Source organism: Pseudomonas sp. Root329 (genome assembly GCF_001424925.1).
Classification (GTDB): domain Bacteria; phylum Pseudomonadota; class Gammaproteobacteria; order Pseudomonadales; family Pseudomonadaceae; genus Aquipseudomonas; species Aquipseudomonas arabinosi.
The window spans coordinates 207,990-223,314 of sequence record NZ_LMCV01000050.1; the positions used below are offsets into that span (position 1 = coordinate 207,990).

The following is a 15,325-nucleotide window of genomic DNA, read 5'->3' on the forward strand; positions in this document are numbered from 1 at the left end:
TTGTATTTTGTCTCGTGTCTCGCCCTGAACAAGGTTTACACCTTCTGGCTTTTTTTCAGGTAGGTGGCAGTGGTCAGGCATGCACCTCACGATCAAGAACGTCGGCTACCCACTGATTGATACTCTTGTGGGCTAGCTGCGCTTTTACGGCGACAGTTGCGTGGAGTGCCGGCGCTAAACGCAGACTGAGGTGGCCAGAATAGGGCTTCTGCGGCGTGCGCCCGAGCTTGGCGCAAGTCTCCAGATAATCAGTAACAGCCTCTTCAAATGCATCTCGAAGCTCCTGTACTGACTCGCCATGAAACCCGACAATATCTCTGATACCAGCAATATGGCCGACAAACAGGCCATCCTCCTCGCTGTATTCAATTCGGGCGGCATAGCCTTTGTAATTCATTACGCTCATGGGGTGACTCCTGCTTGTTCAAGGAAAGCCCGAGCATCACGAACCTGGTAGGGCTTTGCTTCTTTGTCCGGGTGTGGTCGGTGAAAGGTGGCGACCACACCGTTCAGCTCAAAGCGCACCCGGGAGCCATTGCCTTCAATGGTCTTGGCGCCAGCGGCACCGAATAGAGACTCGATACGGGTCCACTCCAGCGCGGCTGGGGTCGGCCTTGAGAATACTGCTTTCAGGGTGCTGAGCTGTTTGTTATTCATGGTATGAAATTATGATACCGCGCAAAAGAAAGCAACCCTGAATCCTGACTCATCGGCCCTGTCCACACCCCAAGCGCATGGCGGCCAACTGATGCTCCCAGCTGGAAGATGGCTTCCTGAATCTGATTCTTCTGGGCCTGGACGGATGAAAATGACCAAGACTGACAGAAACGCGACCGGCAAGACGGAAAAATCCTAGGTAATAAGAACCCCCTAAGCGGTCTCAGCACCGAAGCACTTCAACCGATAGGGGCCGTGTTGTGGGCGATTGTAAGGGTTGAGGACTTCTCATCAACTGCAGTCAGGCACTGGCGCCCCAATCAAAGCAGAGACAACCGTCCTTAAAATACAAACGCCCGATGCGATGCATCGAGCGTTAGGGTGACAGGTGTAAACCTATTTCAGGACTAGACAACAGGCACAAAAAAGCCGACATCGCTGTCGGCTTTTTCATGGGTCACTGCTTGGGCGGCTCACCCGGTTTAGGCGCCGGGTTATCGAACAAATTCAAGCGCTCGCGAAGCTCATGCGCCGGCAACGGTTCCTTATCCGCCGGCAACGCATTCGGATCGGCTGGCGTGACGGGCACTTCGCCCGGGCCGCCCTGCCCTTGCGTTGGCGTTTGCTCTGGAGCCGATTCCGCACCTTGCGAACCTTCGATGGCACGCTGGGCTTTCTTGGTCAGCACCACGATGTCGATACGGCGATTGATCGGATTGAACGGGTGCTCGCGATCGAACAACGCCGACGAGGCATAACCGACGACCCGCGCCACCTGAGTATCCGGATAACTGCCCGCGACCAGCGCACGACGTGCAGCGTTGGCACGGTTGGCCGAGAGCTCCCAGTTACCAAAGTCACCGGTGCCCGTGTACGGCTTGGCATCGGTGTGGCCGCTGATGCTGATCTTGTTCGGCACCGCTTTAATGGTGTCGGCCATGGCCAGCAGGATGTCTTCGAAGTACGGCTTCAGACGAGCACTGCCGGAGTCGAACATCGGCCGGTTTTCGGCGTCCACGATCTGGATGCGCAAACCGTCCGGCGTGATTTCGAAACTGATCTGGTCTTTGAATTTCTTCAGCTGCGGGTTCTCTTCAACCTTGGTCTGCAGTTCTTGCAGCAGCAACTCGAGACGTTCCTTCTCGACCTGCTCGGCCATGCCTTCAACCTGCTCGGCGTCGATGGTCACCTTGTCTGGCTGCGGCTGGGATTTCACCTCGGGGTTGAGGGTGTTCTCCGGCGCCAGGGTCGGCGTGCCGCCCAGGTCGATGATGTACGGCGTGCCGCTTTCGGAAAAGCCGACCGGGTCCTTGAAGTAACCGGCGATGGCGATCTTCTGTTCAGGCGTTGCGGTGGACAGCAGCCACAGCACCAGGAAGAACGCCATCATCGCCGTCGCGAAGTCCGCGAAGGCGATTTTCCAGGCGCCCCCGTGATGCCCGCCGGCGATGCGCTTGACGCGCTTGATGATTATCGGCTGGTTATTTTCCATGACTTAGCGACCGCGAACCGCTTGTTCCAGCTCAGCGAAGCTAGGACGGTGCGCCGGGTACAGAACCTTACGACCGAACTCTACCGCCAGCGATGGCGGCATGCCGGAAGCGGAAGCCACCAGCGAGGCCTTGATGGCTTCGTAGACGTTCAGTTCTTCCTTGGCATCGTGGGCCAGGGAATGGGCCAGCGGACCGAAGAAACCGTACGCCGCGAGAATACCGAAAAAGGTACCGACGAGTGCCGCACCGACGTGCAGGCCGATGGATTTCTGATCGCCTTCACCCAGGGAAGCCATGGTCACCACGATACCGAGTACCGCCGCGACGATACCGAAACCCGGCATGGCGTCGGCAATGCCGTTCACCGCGTGGGACGGATGCTCGAGGTCTTCCTTGAGGCTGTAAAGCTCCATGTCGAACAGGCCTTCAAGCTCATGGGGAGCCATGTTGCCGGAGGACATGATGCGCAGGTAATCGCAGATGAACGCGGTCATGCGTTCGTCTTTGAGCACGGCCGGGTACTTGGCGAAAATCGGGCTCGCGGCGGCATCTTCGATATCGCCTTCGATCGCCATCATGCCTTCGCGGCGGCTCTTGTTGAGGATCTCGTAGATCAGGCCCAGCACTTCCAGATAGAACGTGTGGTTGAAACGCGAAGTGAACATGCCCAAGGATTTCTTGAGCACGTGCATGGTCATGTAACCGGGGTTGGCCTGCAGAAATGCACCGAGTGCCGCACCACCAATAATCATCACCTCGAAGGGCTGAATCAGGGCGGCAATTTTGCCGTGGGAGAGCACGTATCCGCCGAGCACGCTCGCGAATACGACGATGATGCCGATTAATTTAGCCATAGGTAGGAGAGCACTTACTGAGTCGGGTTCAAGGTCATATTCGGAAGTTAAAAAATCTCTTCTTCTACTTATCGGCAAAACTGCGCCAGACTATAGCCAGTTCAGGCGAAAAGCCAATTTGGCCCGCTCCGGGCATAGGTAATGCAGACGATGATCGCGTCCAACCATGGCTAACGAAACGAACGTTCCATCTCCAAAACCAACCACTCTCGAAGGCTGGGTCAAGCTTCTCGATGGCGTGCGCCTGCCGGTTCCGCAAGCCAGTCATGACCGTGTCTGCAAGGCCATCGCCAACAGCCGCAGCTCCCTGCGCGATATCGCCGAACTGATACAGGACAGCCCCGCGCTGGCCTTGAGCGTGATTCGCGAAGCCAATCGCCACACCCATGGCAGCATGACCGAGCCTGCGGAAAACCTTGAGGTGGCGATCAATCGCCTCGGTTTGAAGCGCACCGAAGAACTGCTCGCCCGCCTGCCTGCCCAGCCGCAATCGGAGATCCCGATCGCCCTGCGTCAGCTGCAACTGATCAGCCAGCACGCGACCCAACAGGCCAACGGTTTTTTTGCCAGTCGCCTGGCGCGGCTGTGGCAGGACATCCACTGGGGCAGCCTGCTGTTTCTCTCGCCGCTCTGGCCGATGGCGTTGACCCATCCGCAGCTGCTCGAAGAATGGGAGCTGCGGGTCATCCACAAAGGCGAGTCGGCGCGCAAAGTCGAAAAGCAATTGTTCGGCGCTCGCCTGCTGGATATCTGCCTGGCGCTCGTGGACATCTGGCGCCTGCCGATCTGGGTGCAACAGGGTTATCGGCTGCTGCTCAACGAGCAACGTGAGCTGGTGAAAGTCCTGCGCATCGCTCGCGACAGCGATCATCCATTGCGCCAGCAGAACCGCCTCGATGACGATCCGACCCTGCGCCGCTGGCTCAATCAACCGGCTAATACAGTGCTGCTGGCCAACGGTCTGGCGCTGTCGGCACAACAGGCCTGGGACAGCCCGCACAGTGAGCGTTGGCAGTACCTGACCAGCCTTTACCTGCAAATGTCGATGGACGAAGTGCAGCAGCAGTTGCACCAACAGGCCGCCAACAGCGCCCGTCATCATGCAATGCCAGACCTTTGGCACCCGGCCGTTTCACTGATCTGGCCGTGGGGCATGAACCGCGTTCACGCAGGCTTGCTGCCGGCCCCGGCACCGACGGCCGAAGACCTGGCGAAATGGCGCAGACAGTGCGCCGAGCTGCTGGTCGAGCCGAGTCGCTTCACCAATGCCATGCACTTGACCACGTCTGCCCGGGACGCTTTGGTCGCGTGCGGCATGCGTCGGGTGATGATCCTGATGGCCGACCGTACCCATGACAATCTGCGGGTGCACCAGACGGCCGGGCTGCCAAAAGAATTGGCCGGCCTGAACTTCGCCGTCAGCCAGAGCACCGTGCTGCAACGCCTGCTCTCGCAGCAAGCCCAGGTGCGCCTGACGCCGGCCAACAACGCACAATTTTCCGCCCTGTTGCCGGCCAGCCTGCGCTCACAGTTCGGCGGCGAACACGTGCTGTTGCGCTCAGTGGTCAATAATGGTCGGGTGATCATGATTGTGGTGGCGGATCAGGGCGGCGGACCGTTCTCGGAAATCACCGTGCAAGCCTTCGGCAAAACCGCGCAGTGCATCGAGAAAGCCCTGCACAGCTTTAGTCACCGCGGCCAATGACGCTGCTATACAATCCTCCCCTTTGTGTTCTGGAGACCTCACATGTCTGACTTCTCTGGCTTGCCGCTGGTCATCGAGCCGAGCGACTTGCTCGCCCGTCTCGACTCCCGCGAACTGATTCTGGTGGACCTGACCAGCAGCGCCCGCTATGCCGAAGGGCATATCCCCGGTGCGCGTTTTGTCGATCCGAAACGCACGCAACTCGGTCAGGCTCCTGCGCCGGGACTGATGCCGCCGCAAGCGGCACTCGAAGTGTTGTTCGGTGAGCTGGGACACAACAAGGACGCGGTCTACGTGGTCTATGACGACGAAGGCGGCGGTTGGGCCGGACGCTTTATCTGGCTGCTGGATGTCATCGGCCACAGCAAGTACCACTATGTCGACGGCGGCCTGAAGGCCTGGCTGGCAGAAGGCTTACCCATGTCGATCCAGATCCCAGCTCCGGTCGGCGGCCCGGTTGCGTTGACCTTGCACGACGAACCCACTGCCACCCGCGAGTACCTGCAAAGCCGTCTCGGCGCCGCCGACCTGGCAATCTGGGACGCACGCGGGCCGCTGGAGTACTCCGGCGAGAAAGTCCTGGCGGCCAAGGCCGGGCACATTCCCGGCGCGGTCAATTTCGAATGGACCGCGGGCATGGATCAGACGCGCAACCTGCGCATCCGCACCGACATGCCGCAGATCCTGGAAAAACTCGGGATCAGCAAAGACAAAGAAGTGATTACCCACTGCCAGACTCACCATCGTTCTGGCTTCACCTATCTGGTGGCCAAATCCCTCGGTTATCCGCGGGTCAAAGGCTACGCCGGTTCCTGGGGCGAATGGGGCAACCACCCCGACACGCCCGTAGAGATTTAAGGTTTTTAAGGACAGTTAATGAATAAGCGTTTGTTTATCCTCAGCCAATACCTGCTGCCCCATCACCTGCTGTCGCGACTGGCCGGCTGCATTGCCGAATGCCGCGTGCGCTGGTTCAAAAACGCGTTTACCGCGTGGTTCGCCAAGCGTTATCAAGTGGACATGTCGCAGGCGCTGGTCGAAGACCTGACGGCCTACGAGCACTTCAATGCGTTCTTCACTCGCGCCTTGAAGGATGGCGCTCGCCCGCTGGACCAGACGCCTGGCGCGATTCTCAGCCCGGCCGACGGCGCGGTCAGCCAACTGGGCCCGATCGAACACGGTCGCGTGTTCCAGGCCAAGGGTCACAGCTTCAGCGTGCTGGAATTGCTGGGCGGCGACGCTGCCAACGCAGCGCCGTTCATGGGCGGTGATTTCGCAACTATTTATCTGTCGCCGAAGGACTACCATCGCGTGCACATGCCGCTGGCCGGCACCCTGCGCGAGATGGTCTACATCCCGGGCCGGATCTTCTCGGTCAACCAGACCACTGCTGAAAACGTTCCGGAACTGTTCGCCCGCAACGAGCGTGTGGCATGCATTTTCGACACCGAGCGCGGGCCGATGGCCGTGGTGCTGGTGGGCGCGATGATCGTGGCGTCGATCGAAACTGTCTGGGCCGGGTTGGTCACTCCGCCAAAACGCGAGCTGAAAACCTTCCGCTACGACGAAGCCGCCCGTGCGCCGATCCATTTGGAGAAAGGTGCAGAACTGGGTCGATTCAAACTGGGTTCGACCGCTGTCGTGCTGTTCGGGCCTGATCAAGTGAAGTGGGCTGAAGAGCTGGCGGCCGGTTCGCCGGTGCAGATGGGCCAGGGCATGGGTCTGGCAAAAGCCTGATCCCTGATCCGAACCCCGCGAACGTCTTCGCGGGGTCGGACATTTCGGTGGGTGCCGTTACTCTATCTGTCCTCGGAAGCCGATCGGCCCTTCGTTGGCGTAGGTATTGGTGCCACTGAGGTTTTTCCCTCCATCGCTGGAGGTCACGCTCAACGCCACAACGTTCTGATTATCCCGACCTCCGATGACCCATTTGCCACCCGGATGCCACGGGGCATCGTTGCCGCCCCACTGATTTTCAACGTTGTACTGGTTCTGGCCCGTGCGCTGAGCCTTGAAGCCAATGGGACCTTCACCCGCATACGTCATGGTGCCGGTGAAACTCTTCCCGCCATCGCCCGACTTGATCTCGATCGCGACAACGTTCTGGTTGTCCCGTGCGCCTAGCGTCCAGTCTCCGCCCGGATGCCAGGGTGCCGAACTACCGCCCCATTGATTTGCTACTACATATCTAGACATAAACTTCATCTCCTTGAAGTTACAAAGAGACCTGCCCTGCGTAGGCAGCAGGCCGTACGACTGTGCGTATCCAGTCGCACGACTGTCAGATTAGTAGTACGCCCGGAGGGCATTCGACTGACAGACAAACGGTAGAAATCCATAGATGCTACAGTCAGGTCATTCACTGCCCATTTACCGGTTGGAGTTTTTCCACGGCATGAATGAGACCAGCCCCCATCTTCTGCTACGCGCGCCCGTCCCGCTGCAGGTGCGTCTGTCGTTCTGTGAAGCCACCCCGCGCGATCTCAAGCGCTGGATCGCCAATCTGCCCAAAGCCAACATCGGTGAAACCGCTCGCCAGTTGTATCAAGGCTTGAGCGAACTCAATCAGCTGTTCACGCCCAGTGACAATCGCCTGCAATTGCTCGAACTGCTGCGGCCCGAGGTGTATTACGTCTGCAAACACCTTGAGCAGCATTTTCTGCATCAGTCGATTGTCCTCGACGAGCGTTCCCGCAAGATCGCCAACCTCTGCCAGGCGCTGCAAAGTCACTTGGCCATTGGTTATAAACAGATCGTCGTGCGCATCACCCCGAAATTCAGCAAGGACCGTGCGCCGCTGCTGACCCAGGCGCTGCAACGGGCGATCCATTGTCTGAACGGGCCGCTGATTCGCGCGACCAAACTCTATTGCCCCGTGCCGGAGGGCCTGTGGCTGGAGCTGCATGAGCTATACCGGATCGCCTGTGCGCACCGGCTCCAGCACACGAGCCTGCGCGATGAACTGGCCAGCCACACGCAAAACCTGAGCATCGAACAGACTTACGTGGTCGCCTTGCTGCTGGGCGCCTCACGCTGCAACCAACTGCGCCAGCACCAGATTGCCCGGGTTGCCGAGGTGCTGGAGCCCTGGAGCCAATGGATCAAGCTGCAACCCGGCAAACCGGCCACCGGGCTGTTTGCCGTCGCGCCAGACCTCGACACCGGACCGCGTTACCGCACCAAGTTCCGGGCCGAGCAGCAAGAGAGCTTATTGGGGATTGATCCGCAGCCGTTGGTCGCGGCGATTGAAGCTCACTTGCAAAAAAACGACAATTCATCACCGCTGCCCGTGCCAGCAGAGTTAAGCCTGGATACGTTGCAACACCTTCATGCCGCCTGGGGCCAGACTGCCGAGCGCAGTTTCCAGCGCACCGTCGGCCAAGGCACGTTGACCCTGTGCATAGGCATGAGCGCGCTGCACTTTTATCTGGGAGGGCAACGCTCATTCAGCGACATCCTGAAAAGCCCCGGCACCCGGCCTGCACAGTTTTCGGTAACGTCAGTGGCCGGCCGGGAAAAGGACCAATGGCACCAGGCCTTCGACGCCGCCCCCCAAGGCAATGCAGACGCTCTATTGCCCTACGAAGAGATCGAATACCCGCAGCTTCAGAATGACGACAGCCACGAAGCATCCGACCGCAATCAGCACTTCCCGACCCATGTCCTGTCAGTAGTCAATCACAGCCCCGGCGGTTACTGCCTGGCCTGGCCCGGCGCTGTGCCGGCCGAGTTGCAGGCGGGTGAGATGGTCGGTATCGAGGATTCTGCCGGTCAGGGTTGGAGCATCGCGGTGGTGCGCTGGATCCGCCAGGTGCGCGGCGGCGGCACGCAGATGGGCATCGAGCAGGTTGCGCCCTGCGCCGAGCCTTGCGGCCTGCAACTGGTGCGCACCCGTGATGACCACAGCCAATACCTTCGTGGTCTGTTGCTGCCGCAAATCAGCGCCATCGACGTGCCGGCCACCCTGCTCGCGCCGCGCCTACCCTTTCAGGAGGGCAACAAGGTCATGATCAATACCCACGGCGAGGAACGCCGGGTCGGGCTGGAGCGGCGGGTGGCGAGCACCAACAGTTTCAATCAGTTCGCCTACCGCCCACTGGAGACCGCCAGAAACGACAACGCCGCGGAAAGCGGCGCGGAGGAGGATTTTGATTCGTTGTGGAAGTCGCTTTGAGGGTGAATCTGTAAGACCGCGGCGCGGCCTTCGCGAGCAGGCTCGCTCCCACAATTGATCTATGTCCATCACACGATCAATGTGGGAGCGAGCCTGCTCGCGAAGGGGCCAGATCAGGCAGCAAATACCTCAGAGTTGCCTGTCGCGATCCCGGAAGCCCAGCAGATACAGCACGCCATCCAGCCCAAGGGTGGAAATCGCCTGCTTCGCCGACTGCTTGACCAGCGGCTTGGCACGGAACGCCACGCCCAACCCGGCAATCGCCAGCATTGGCAAATCGTTGGCGCCGTCGCCGACCGCAATGGTCTGCTCCAGACGCAAACCTTCCTTGTGCGCCAGCTCCTTCAGCAGATCCGCCTTGCGCTGCGCATCAACAATCGGCTCGACCGCCACGCCGGTGACCTTGCCGTCGACCACTTCCAGTTCGTTGGCGAACACATAGTCGATACCCAACTTGGCCTGCAATTGCTTGGCGAAGTAGGTAAAGCCGCCCGACAGGATGGCGGTTTTGTAGCCCAGACGCTTGAGTTCGGCGAACAGGGTTTCGGCACCTTCGGTCAGGCGCAGGGAGGCGCCGATGGAATCCAGCACGCTGACGTCCAGCCCTTTCAACAAGGCCAGGCGTTCCTTGAAGCTGGCGCGGAAGTCCAATTCGCCGGCCATCGCCCGCTCGGTGATCGCAGACACCTGATCGCCCACGCCGGCAGCCTTGGCCAGTTCGTCGATCACTTCGGCTTCGATCAGCGTCGAGTCCATGTCGAACACCGCAAGACGGCGGTTACGACGGAACAGTGAGTCTTCCTGGAAGGCGATGTCGACGTTCAGTTCCTGCGCGACGCTAAGGAATTCGGCCCGCAGCGCTTGCGGATCAGCCGCTTCACCACGAACGGAAAACTCGATGCAGCCCTTGCCCTGATCGGCCGGGGTGTCCAGCGGCATGCGCCCGGACAGACGATCGATGTGGTCGATGTTCAGGCCATATTTGGCGGTGATCGAACTCACGGCCTGCAATTGCCCGGCGGTCACTTTGCGGGTCAGCAGGGTCACGATGTGGCGTTTCTTGCCCTGATTGCCAACCCACTGCTGGTAATCCTCTTCGGACACCGGCGTGAAACGCACCTGCTGATCGAGCTTATATGCCGTGAACAGGATGTCCTTGAGCACCGACTTGCCTTGCTCGGTGTCAGGAATTTCAACCAGAATGCCAAACGACAAAGTGTCGTGGATCACCGCCTGACCAATGTCGAGAATGTTCACACCACCCTGGGCCAGAACGCCGGTAATGGCCGCAGTCAGACCCGGACGGTCGACTCCCGTGATGTTTATCAGGACGATTTCGCGCAAGGCGCACCCCCGCAGGTGGAAAAAAACCGCATTCTACCCACATTCAGTGACCATCGGGCACCGTGAGCGCTTTGACGGTCTAGGGCCTGTCGCTATACTGCGCGTCAACTTCACGGACAAAAGAGCCGAGCTCAAGTGAACCGGCCCACGCCAGTAAAAACCGATAACTTCTTTCTGCTGATCTTCCGTGCACTGCGCCACCGCCGTGTACCGATTGCATTGCGCATTGCCAGCCATAACGTGATCCTGGTCGCTCTGGCCCTGGTGATCTATGCCTGTGTGATGGGTTTGCAGTTCAAGCAGGCCATGCACGAGCAGGCAGATGCCCTGGGCGAAAGCCTGACCACGCAGACTGCCACGTCCGCCACGGAGCTGTTGGTGTCCAACGACATCCTCAGCCTCAACGTGCTGCTCAACAACCTGACCAAAAACAAGCTGGTGGCTCACGCTGCCATCTACAGCGTGGATAACCGCATCCTCGCCGAAGCCGGTCAGCGCCCCAAGCATAGCCTGCTGGGCGAAGCCGAAGGCATGTACCAGAGCAAGATCACTTTCCAGGACGTGACCGCCGGGCAACTGCGCATCAGCCTGGACATGGATCAGTTCCAGCAGCCGATGACCATCAGCCTGCAAAGCATGGGCATTTTGAGCGCGATTCTGCTGGCGCTGTCCCTGGCCTTGAGCCTGCGCCTGGGTCGGCACATCTCCACGCCGCTGCTGCAATTGCGGGTGTGGCTGCGCCATATCGACGAATACACCCCGGCCACCGAGCGTCAGGATGAGATCGGCGACCTGGCTCGCCAGCTGCACGCCGACTTCGCGCCAGAGCCCGCCGAACCGGAACCCGCTCCCGAGCCTGAGTACGACGAAAGCGACTACGAAGACGCGGACGATAACGAGCCAACCTTCGAAGTGCGCAATTTGCGTGACCCGAGTTTCGATGAATCCAAGCCTGTGGCCGGCCTCAAACCCGCGCCACGGCGCATTGTCAGCACCGTTGAAGACGATGATGACGACGATGCATTTGCCGACTTGCGTGATGAATCAGCTGCGACCGCGCCGAAACCGGTAGCAAAACCGCAACCATCGAACGTCCCGCAGCACAGCGCGGTGCTGGCCGTGCAACTGGGCGCTCAGGATCAGCTGCGTCGCCTGCCCCGCACACGTCTGGAAGAACTGCTCAAACGCTATCGCGACTGCCTCGATCAGGCCGCCTCGCTCTACCAGAGCGAGCTGCACACCCTGAACGATGGCAGCACGCTGATGCTGTTCCACACCGAAGACAGCGGCGACGACTACCTGACCAACGCCATCTGCTGCGGTGAATTGTTGCGGGCTCTGGGCCATCAGTTGCAGATCGAAGTCGCTGACAGTGGCATCACCCTGCAATTGCAACTGGGCCTGACCCTGGGTGACGAGCTGTTCGGCTTGAGCCAGATTGATCTGCTGCTGACCGAAACCGCTCAGGATGCGCTGGCGCTGTCGCAACACAGCCGCAACCTGCTGCTGGTGGAGCGCAAGATCGGCGACGACGCGCTGATCCGCCAGCGCGCACGAATCCGACCGATCGCAAGCCCTGAGGGTGCGTGCTGTGTGGAGCGGTTGATGGAGCCTTATCCGTCGATGCTCGAGCGGCAACTGGCGCGGATGCATGAGCGTCGGGCGTAAATCTTAGCCCAGCAATAACGAAGCCCGCAGGTGATCACTCGCCTGCGGGCTTTTTGTTGCTACCTGATTCTTGTAGCAGCTGCCGAGCCTGCGAGGCTGCGTTCGGCTGCGCAGCAGTCGTAAAATCAGTCAGCGCGAGGAGTCATGCAATCGCGTGAACAGGATTTGCGAGGACTTCGTCCTCGAACGCAGCCTCGCAGGCTCGACAGCTGCTACGGAAACAACAAAGCCCGCACATGGCGGGCTTTGTTCTTGGATCAATCCAGGCTTAGAACCTGAACACTTCCATATCGGTCCGGATCGGCGAAGCCATCGGGATCTTCGGCTGCTTTTCCGCTTCCGCCGCAGGTGCCGCCGGCTTGGCAGCCGGTTTTTTTGGCGCTTCGGCAATCGGTGGCTGATTAGCCAGCGGCTTGAGCGCCGTCGACAGTTGCTCGGCCAGACGCTGCAGCAACACACCCTGAGCCTGAACCTGAGCCGCCGTCCCGCCCGCATGTTGCTCTTGCAGGTGAATGATGCGGTTATCACGAACCTGGCCACGACGGTCGATCAGACGCCATTGCGCATCAAGGATCGCCGGTTGCGCCTCACCCGAGTCCAGACGAGTAATCGTCAGCAGAACCTGCACATCCGGCGTGAAGCCCACTGTCGCTGGCGCCAGCACCACGCGCTGGCTGTCCAGATGACCGGCGACCTGACGCAGCAACAGCTGGTCGATATCCGACGAAAGGCTACCCGCCCAACGACCATCCACCGAAGCTTGCAGGCTGCCATCCGCCTGTCGCTGCAACAACGTTTCGCGTTGCAGGTAATCGGCGACCGTTACCGGACCCAGCAATACAGCCATGCCCGCGCTTTGCGCAGGCTGAGCCGGACTTCCGCTGTCCAGTTGATACAGCGACACCGGTTGGTGAACGCTGCAACCCGCCAGGCCAAGAACGCCAGCGAGCATCAGAATAAAAGGAAGGCGCAGAGCAGTCATCGTCCCATCCAGGTGGTTGCCACAAGGCTAACCACAGTGAAAATACTCAATAAATGTGAAGAACGCTCGGCCACGCCGGCGCTTGAAAGGCCATATCATCCGTGAATATGCGTTCCGACTCCAGCGCCAAAGCGTCGATCTACGCGTTAAATCGTAGATCGAGCGCTCTAGGACGCCTAATTGAGGTTTTCGACGAGCAGCGCATCTACCCTCTGAAAGCCACGTGGCAATTTGTTACCACGACGTCCACGCTCACCTTTATAGTGTTCGAGGTCGTCTGCTTTTAGTGACAAGGTACGTTTTCCGGCCTGCAGCACCAATGTGGCGCCATCCGGCAGAACGGCGATGTCCGTGACATATTCTTCGCGACTGGCGACACGCTCACCGGAGATCCCGATGATCTTGTTGCCTTTGCCTTTACCTAATTGTGGCAGATCGCTGATCTTGAAGATCAGCAGGCGACCTTCGGTGGTCACCGAGGCCAGCCAGTTTTGCTCACGATCAGCCACCGGACGCGGCAGAATCACCTTGGCGTTGTTCGGCAGGCTCAACAGCGCCTTGCCCGCCTTGTTCTTGGCTTGCAGGTCTTCACCTTTTACCACGAAACCGTAACCGGCATCGGACGCGATCACGTACAGCGAATCGTCTTCCGGCATCAGCACGCATTCAAACGTCGCCCCTGGTGGCGGCGTCAGACGACCGGTCAGTGGTTCGCCTTGGCCACGGGCCGATGGCAGCGTGTGCGCGGCCACCGAATAGCTGCGACCGGTGGAATCGATAAACACCGCAAACTGGTTGGAGCGTCCGGGCGCCAGAGCCTTGAAACCATCCCCGGCCTTGTAGGAAAGCCCGGTGGCGTCGATTTCGTGCCCTTTGGCGGATCGAACCCAGCCTTTTTCCGACAGGACGACAGTCACTTTCTCGTTCGGCAGCAGATCGTGCTCGGTCAGGGCCTTGGCTTCGGTGCGCTCGACGATTGGCGAACGACGGTCGTCGCCGTAGGTTTCGGCGTCCTTGATCAGTTCGGTGCGGACCAGTTTTTTCAGCTTGGCTTCGCTGCCCAGCAGGGCTTGCAGCTTGGCTTGTTCCTTGAGCAGTTCATCCTGCTCGGCACGCAGCTTCATTTCTTCCAGTCGCGCCAACTGACGCAAACGGGTGTCGAGAATGTAGTCAGCCTGGATTTCGCTCAGGGCGAAACGCTCGATCAACGCGGCTTTCGGGTGCTCCTCGGTGCGGATGATGTGAATCACTTCATCCAGGTTGAGGTAGGCAATCAACAAACCGTCCAACAGGTGCAGACGACGCTCGACCTTGTCGAGGCGGAATTGCAGGCGACGACGCACAGTCTGGACCCGGAATTCCAGCCACTCGACCAACAGCGCGCGCAGGTTTTTCAGCTGCGGCTTGCCGTCGAGGCCGATGATGTTGATGTTGACCCGGTAGCTCGACTCCAGCTCGGTACTGGCGAACAGGTGCTGCATCAGCGCGTCGTGATCAAAGTTTTTGCGTGCGCCCGGAATAATCACGATCCGACACGGGTTTTCGTGGTCGGATTCGTCTCGCAGGTCAGCGATCTGCGGGGCTTTCGACGGTTTGGCCTGCATCATGGCCGCGATCTGTTCCAGCACCTTGGCGCCGGAAACCTGATGTGGCAGCGCGGTAACGATGATGTCGCCGTCTTCGATGTGGTAGACGGCGCGCATGCGCACCGAACCCTTGCCGGTTTCGTAGATTTTCAGCAGGTCGGCGCGCGGCGTGATGATTTCCGCTTCGGTCGGGTAATCCGGGCCCTGGATGTGCTCGCAGAGCTGTTCGACCGTGGCTTTCGGCTCATCGAGCAAACGCACGCACGCCGTCGCGACTTCGCGCAGGTTGTGCGGCGGCACGTCGGTGGCCATGCCCACGGCGATGCCAGTGGTGCCGTTGAGCAGGATGTTCGGCAACCGCGCCGGCAACACCAGCGGCTCGTCGAGGGTGCCGTCGAAGTTCGGGCCCCAATCCGCAGTGCCCTGGCCCAGCTCGCTGAGCAGCACTTCGGAATAACGCGACAGCCGCGCCTCGGTGTAACGCATGGCGGCGAAGGACTTGGGATCATCCGGCGCACCCCAGTTACCCTGGCCGTCGACCAGCGTGTAGCGGTAACTGAACGGCTGGGCCATCAGGACCATGGCTTCGTAGCAGGCCGAGTCACCGTGCGGGTGGAACTTACCAAGCACGTCACCGACGGTACGCGCCGATTTCTTGTGCTTGGAATCGGCGTCCAGCCCCAACTCGCTCATCGCATAGATAATGCGCCGCTGTACCGGTTTCAGGCCGTCGCCGATATGCGGCAAGGCACGGTCCATGATCACGTACATGGAGTAGTTGAGGTAGGCATTTTCGGTGAAGTCAGCCAGTGACCGGCGTTCTACACCGTCCAGGCTGAGATCAAGGGAGTCGCTCATGCGG

General features: G+C 59.9%; 13 protein-coding genes. 5 read left to right on the forward strand and 8 right to left on the reverse strand.

Annotated features, from left to right (window positions below; translation table 11 throughout):
* Window positions 1-73: 73 nt before the first annotated feature.
* The 4 genes from ASC74_RS29570 to motA form a co-directional block, all read right to left on the reverse strand.
* The gene (locus ASC74_RS29570) at window positions 74-406 is read right to left on the reverse strand and encodes a type II toxin-antitoxin system HicB family antitoxin (protein WP_056746376.1); all 333 of its coding nucleotides are present in this window, start codon (window positions 404-406) and stop codon (window positions 74-76) included.
* The gene (locus ASC74_RS31490) at window positions 403-657 is read right to left on the reverse strand and encodes a type II toxin-antitoxin system HicA family toxin (protein WP_082555910.1); all 255 of its coding nucleotides are present in this window, start codon (window positions 655-657) and stop codon (window positions 403-405) included. The genes ASC74_RS29570 and ASC74_RS31490 overlap by 4 nt, the downstream gene beginning before the upstream one ends.
* Window positions 658-1,114: 457 nt before the next feature.
* The gene (motB, locus tag ASC74_RS29575; RefSeq protein ID WP_056746377.1) at window positions 1,115-2,149 is read right to left on the reverse strand and encodes a flagellar motor protein MotB; all 1,035 of its coding nucleotides are present in this window, start codon (window positions 2,147-2,149) and stop codon (window positions 1,115-1,117) included.
* A 3-nt stretch (window positions 2,150-2,152) separates the two neighbouring features.
* Window positions 2,153-3,004 carry a flagellar motor stator protein MotA gene (gene motA, locus ASC74_RS29580; RefSeq protein WP_008153327.1) on the reverse strand — a complete coding sequence of 284 codons (852 nt, stop codon included), beginning with the start codon at window positions 3,002-3,004 and terminating at the stop codon, window positions 2,153-2,155.
* A 166-nt stretch (window positions 3,005-3,170) separates the two neighbouring features.
* On the opposite strand from motA, the gene ASC74_RS29585 reads away from it, so the two are divergent.
* Genes ASC74_RS29585 through asd form a run of 3 tightly spaced genes read left to right on the forward strand, consistent with a single transcriptional unit; the run spans window position 3,171 to window position 6,446 of the window.
* Window positions 3,171-4,709 carry an HDOD domain-containing protein gene (locus ASC74_RS29585; RefSeq protein ID WP_056746379.1) on the forward strand — a complete coding sequence of 513 codons (1,539 nt, stop codon included), beginning with the start codon at window positions 3,171-3,173 and terminating at the stop codon, window positions 4,707-4,709.
* Between the two features lie 42 nt (window positions 4,710-4,751).
* Window positions 4,752-5,567 carry a rhodanese-like domain-containing protein gene (locus ASC74_RS29590; RefSeq protein WP_056746381.1) on the forward strand — a complete coding sequence of 272 codons (816 nt, stop codon included), beginning with the start codon at window positions 4,752-4,754 and terminating at the stop codon, window positions 5,565-5,567.
* Between the two features lie 18 nt (window positions 5,568-5,585).
* Window positions 5,586-6,446 carry an archaetidylserine decarboxylase gene (asd, locus tag ASC74_RS29595; protein ID WP_046056842.1) on the forward strand — a complete coding sequence of 287 codons (861 nt, stop codon included), beginning with the start codon at window positions 5,586-5,588 and terminating at the stop codon, window positions 6,444-6,446.
* A 57-nt stretch (window positions 6,447-6,503) separates the two neighbouring features.
* On the opposite strand, the gene ASC74_RS29600 is transcribed toward asd, so the two are convergent.
* Window positions 6,504-6,905 (reverse strand): lectin OAA family protein, encoded by a 402-nt coding sequence (locus ASC74_RS29600; protein ID WP_042932429.1) that lies wholly within the window; start codon window positions 6,903-6,905, stop codon window positions 6,504-6,506.
* Window positions 6,906-7,104: 199 nt separating this feature from the next.
* Here ASC74_RS29600 and ASC74_RS29605 point away from each other — a divergent pair, with 199 nt between their 5' ends.
* Window positions 7,105-8,883, forward strand: coding sequence for a hypothetical protein (locus ASC74_RS29605; RefSeq protein WP_056746383.1), 1,779 nt, complete (start codon window positions 7,105-7,107; stop codon window positions 8,881-8,883).
* 129 nt (window positions 8,884-9,012) lie between these two features.
* On the opposite strand, the gene serB is transcribed toward ASC74_RS29605, so the two are convergent.
* Window positions 9,013-10,227 carry a phosphoserine phosphatase SerB gene (serB, locus tag ASC74_RS29610; protein WP_056746384.1) on the reverse strand — a complete coding sequence of 405 codons (1,215 nt, stop codon included), beginning with the start codon at window positions 10,225-10,227 and terminating at the stop codon, window positions 9,013-9,015.
* Window positions 10,228-10,362: 135 nt separating this feature from the next.
* On the opposite strand from serB, the gene ASC74_RS29615 reads away from it, so the two are divergent.
* Window positions 10,363-11,895 carry an AhpA/YtjB family protein gene (locus ASC74_RS29615; RefSeq protein WP_056746392.1) on the forward strand — a complete coding sequence of 511 codons (1,533 nt, stop codon included), beginning with the start codon at window positions 10,363-10,365 and terminating at the stop codon, window positions 11,893-11,895.
* A 268-nt stretch (window positions 11,896-12,163) separates the two neighbouring features.
* Here ASC74_RS29615 and ASC74_RS29620 read toward each other — a convergent pair whose 3' ends face one another.
* Entirely contained in the window at window positions 12,164-12,877 is a 714-nt protein-coding gene (locus ASC74_RS29620; RefSeq protein WP_056746394.1) for a PqiC family protein, read from the reverse strand.
* Between the two features lie 176 nt (window positions 12,878-13,053).
* Window positions 13,054-15,321 carry a DNA topoisomerase IV subunit A gene (gene parC, locus ASC74_RS29625; RefSeq protein ID WP_056746404.1) on the reverse strand — a complete coding sequence of 756 codons (2,268 nt, stop codon included), beginning with the start codon at window positions 15,319-15,321 and terminating at the stop codon, window positions 13,054-13,056.
* Window positions 15,322-15,325: the final 4 nt, after the last annotated feature.

Excerpts from the sequence above, each read along its gene's own strand:
- ASC74_RS29570 (WP_056746376.1), bottom strand. The coding sequence starts at position 406 with ATGAGCGTAATGAATTACAAAGGCTATGCCGCCCGAATTGAATACAGC.
- ASC74_RS31490 (WP_082555910.1), bottom strand. The coding sequence starts at position 657 with ATGAATAACAAACAGCTCAGCACCCTGAAAGCAGTATTCTCAAGGCCG.
- motB (WP_056746377.1), bottom strand. The coding sequence starts at position 2,149 with ATGGAAAATAACCAGCCGATAATCATCAAGCGCGTCAAGCGCATCGCC.
- motA (WP_008153327.1), bottom strand. The coding sequence starts at position 3,004 with ATGGCTAAATTAATCGGCATCATCGTCGTATTCGCGAGCGTGCTCGGC.
- ASC74_RS29585 (WP_056746379.1), top strand. The coding sequence starts at position 3,171 with ATGGCTAACGAAACGAACGTTCCATCTCCAAAACCAACCACTCTCGAA.
- ASC74_RS29590 (WP_056746381.1), top strand. The coding sequence starts at position 4,752 with ATGTCTGACTTCTCTGGCTTGCCGCTGGTCATCGAGCCGAGCGACTTG.
- asd (WP_046056842.1), top strand. The coding sequence starts at position 5,586 with ATGAATAAGCGTTTGTTTATCCTCAGCCAATACCTGCTGCCCCATCAC.
- ASC74_RS29600 (WP_042932429.1), bottom strand. The coding sequence starts at position 6,905 with ATGTCTAGATATGTAGTAGCAAATCAATGGGGCGGTAGTTCGGCACCC.
- ASC74_RS29605 (WP_056746383.1), top strand. The coding sequence starts at position 7,105 with ATGAATGAGACCAGCCCCCATCTTCTGCTACGCGCGCCCGTCCCGCTG.
- ASC74_RS29620 (WP_056746394.1), bottom strand. The coding sequence starts at position 12,877 with ATGACTGCTCTGCGCCTTCCTTTTATTCTGATGCTCGCTGGCGTTCTT.
- parC (WP_056746404.1), bottom strand. The coding sequence starts at position 15,321 with ATGAGCGACTCCCTTGATCTCAGCCTGGACGGTGTAGAACGCCGGTCA.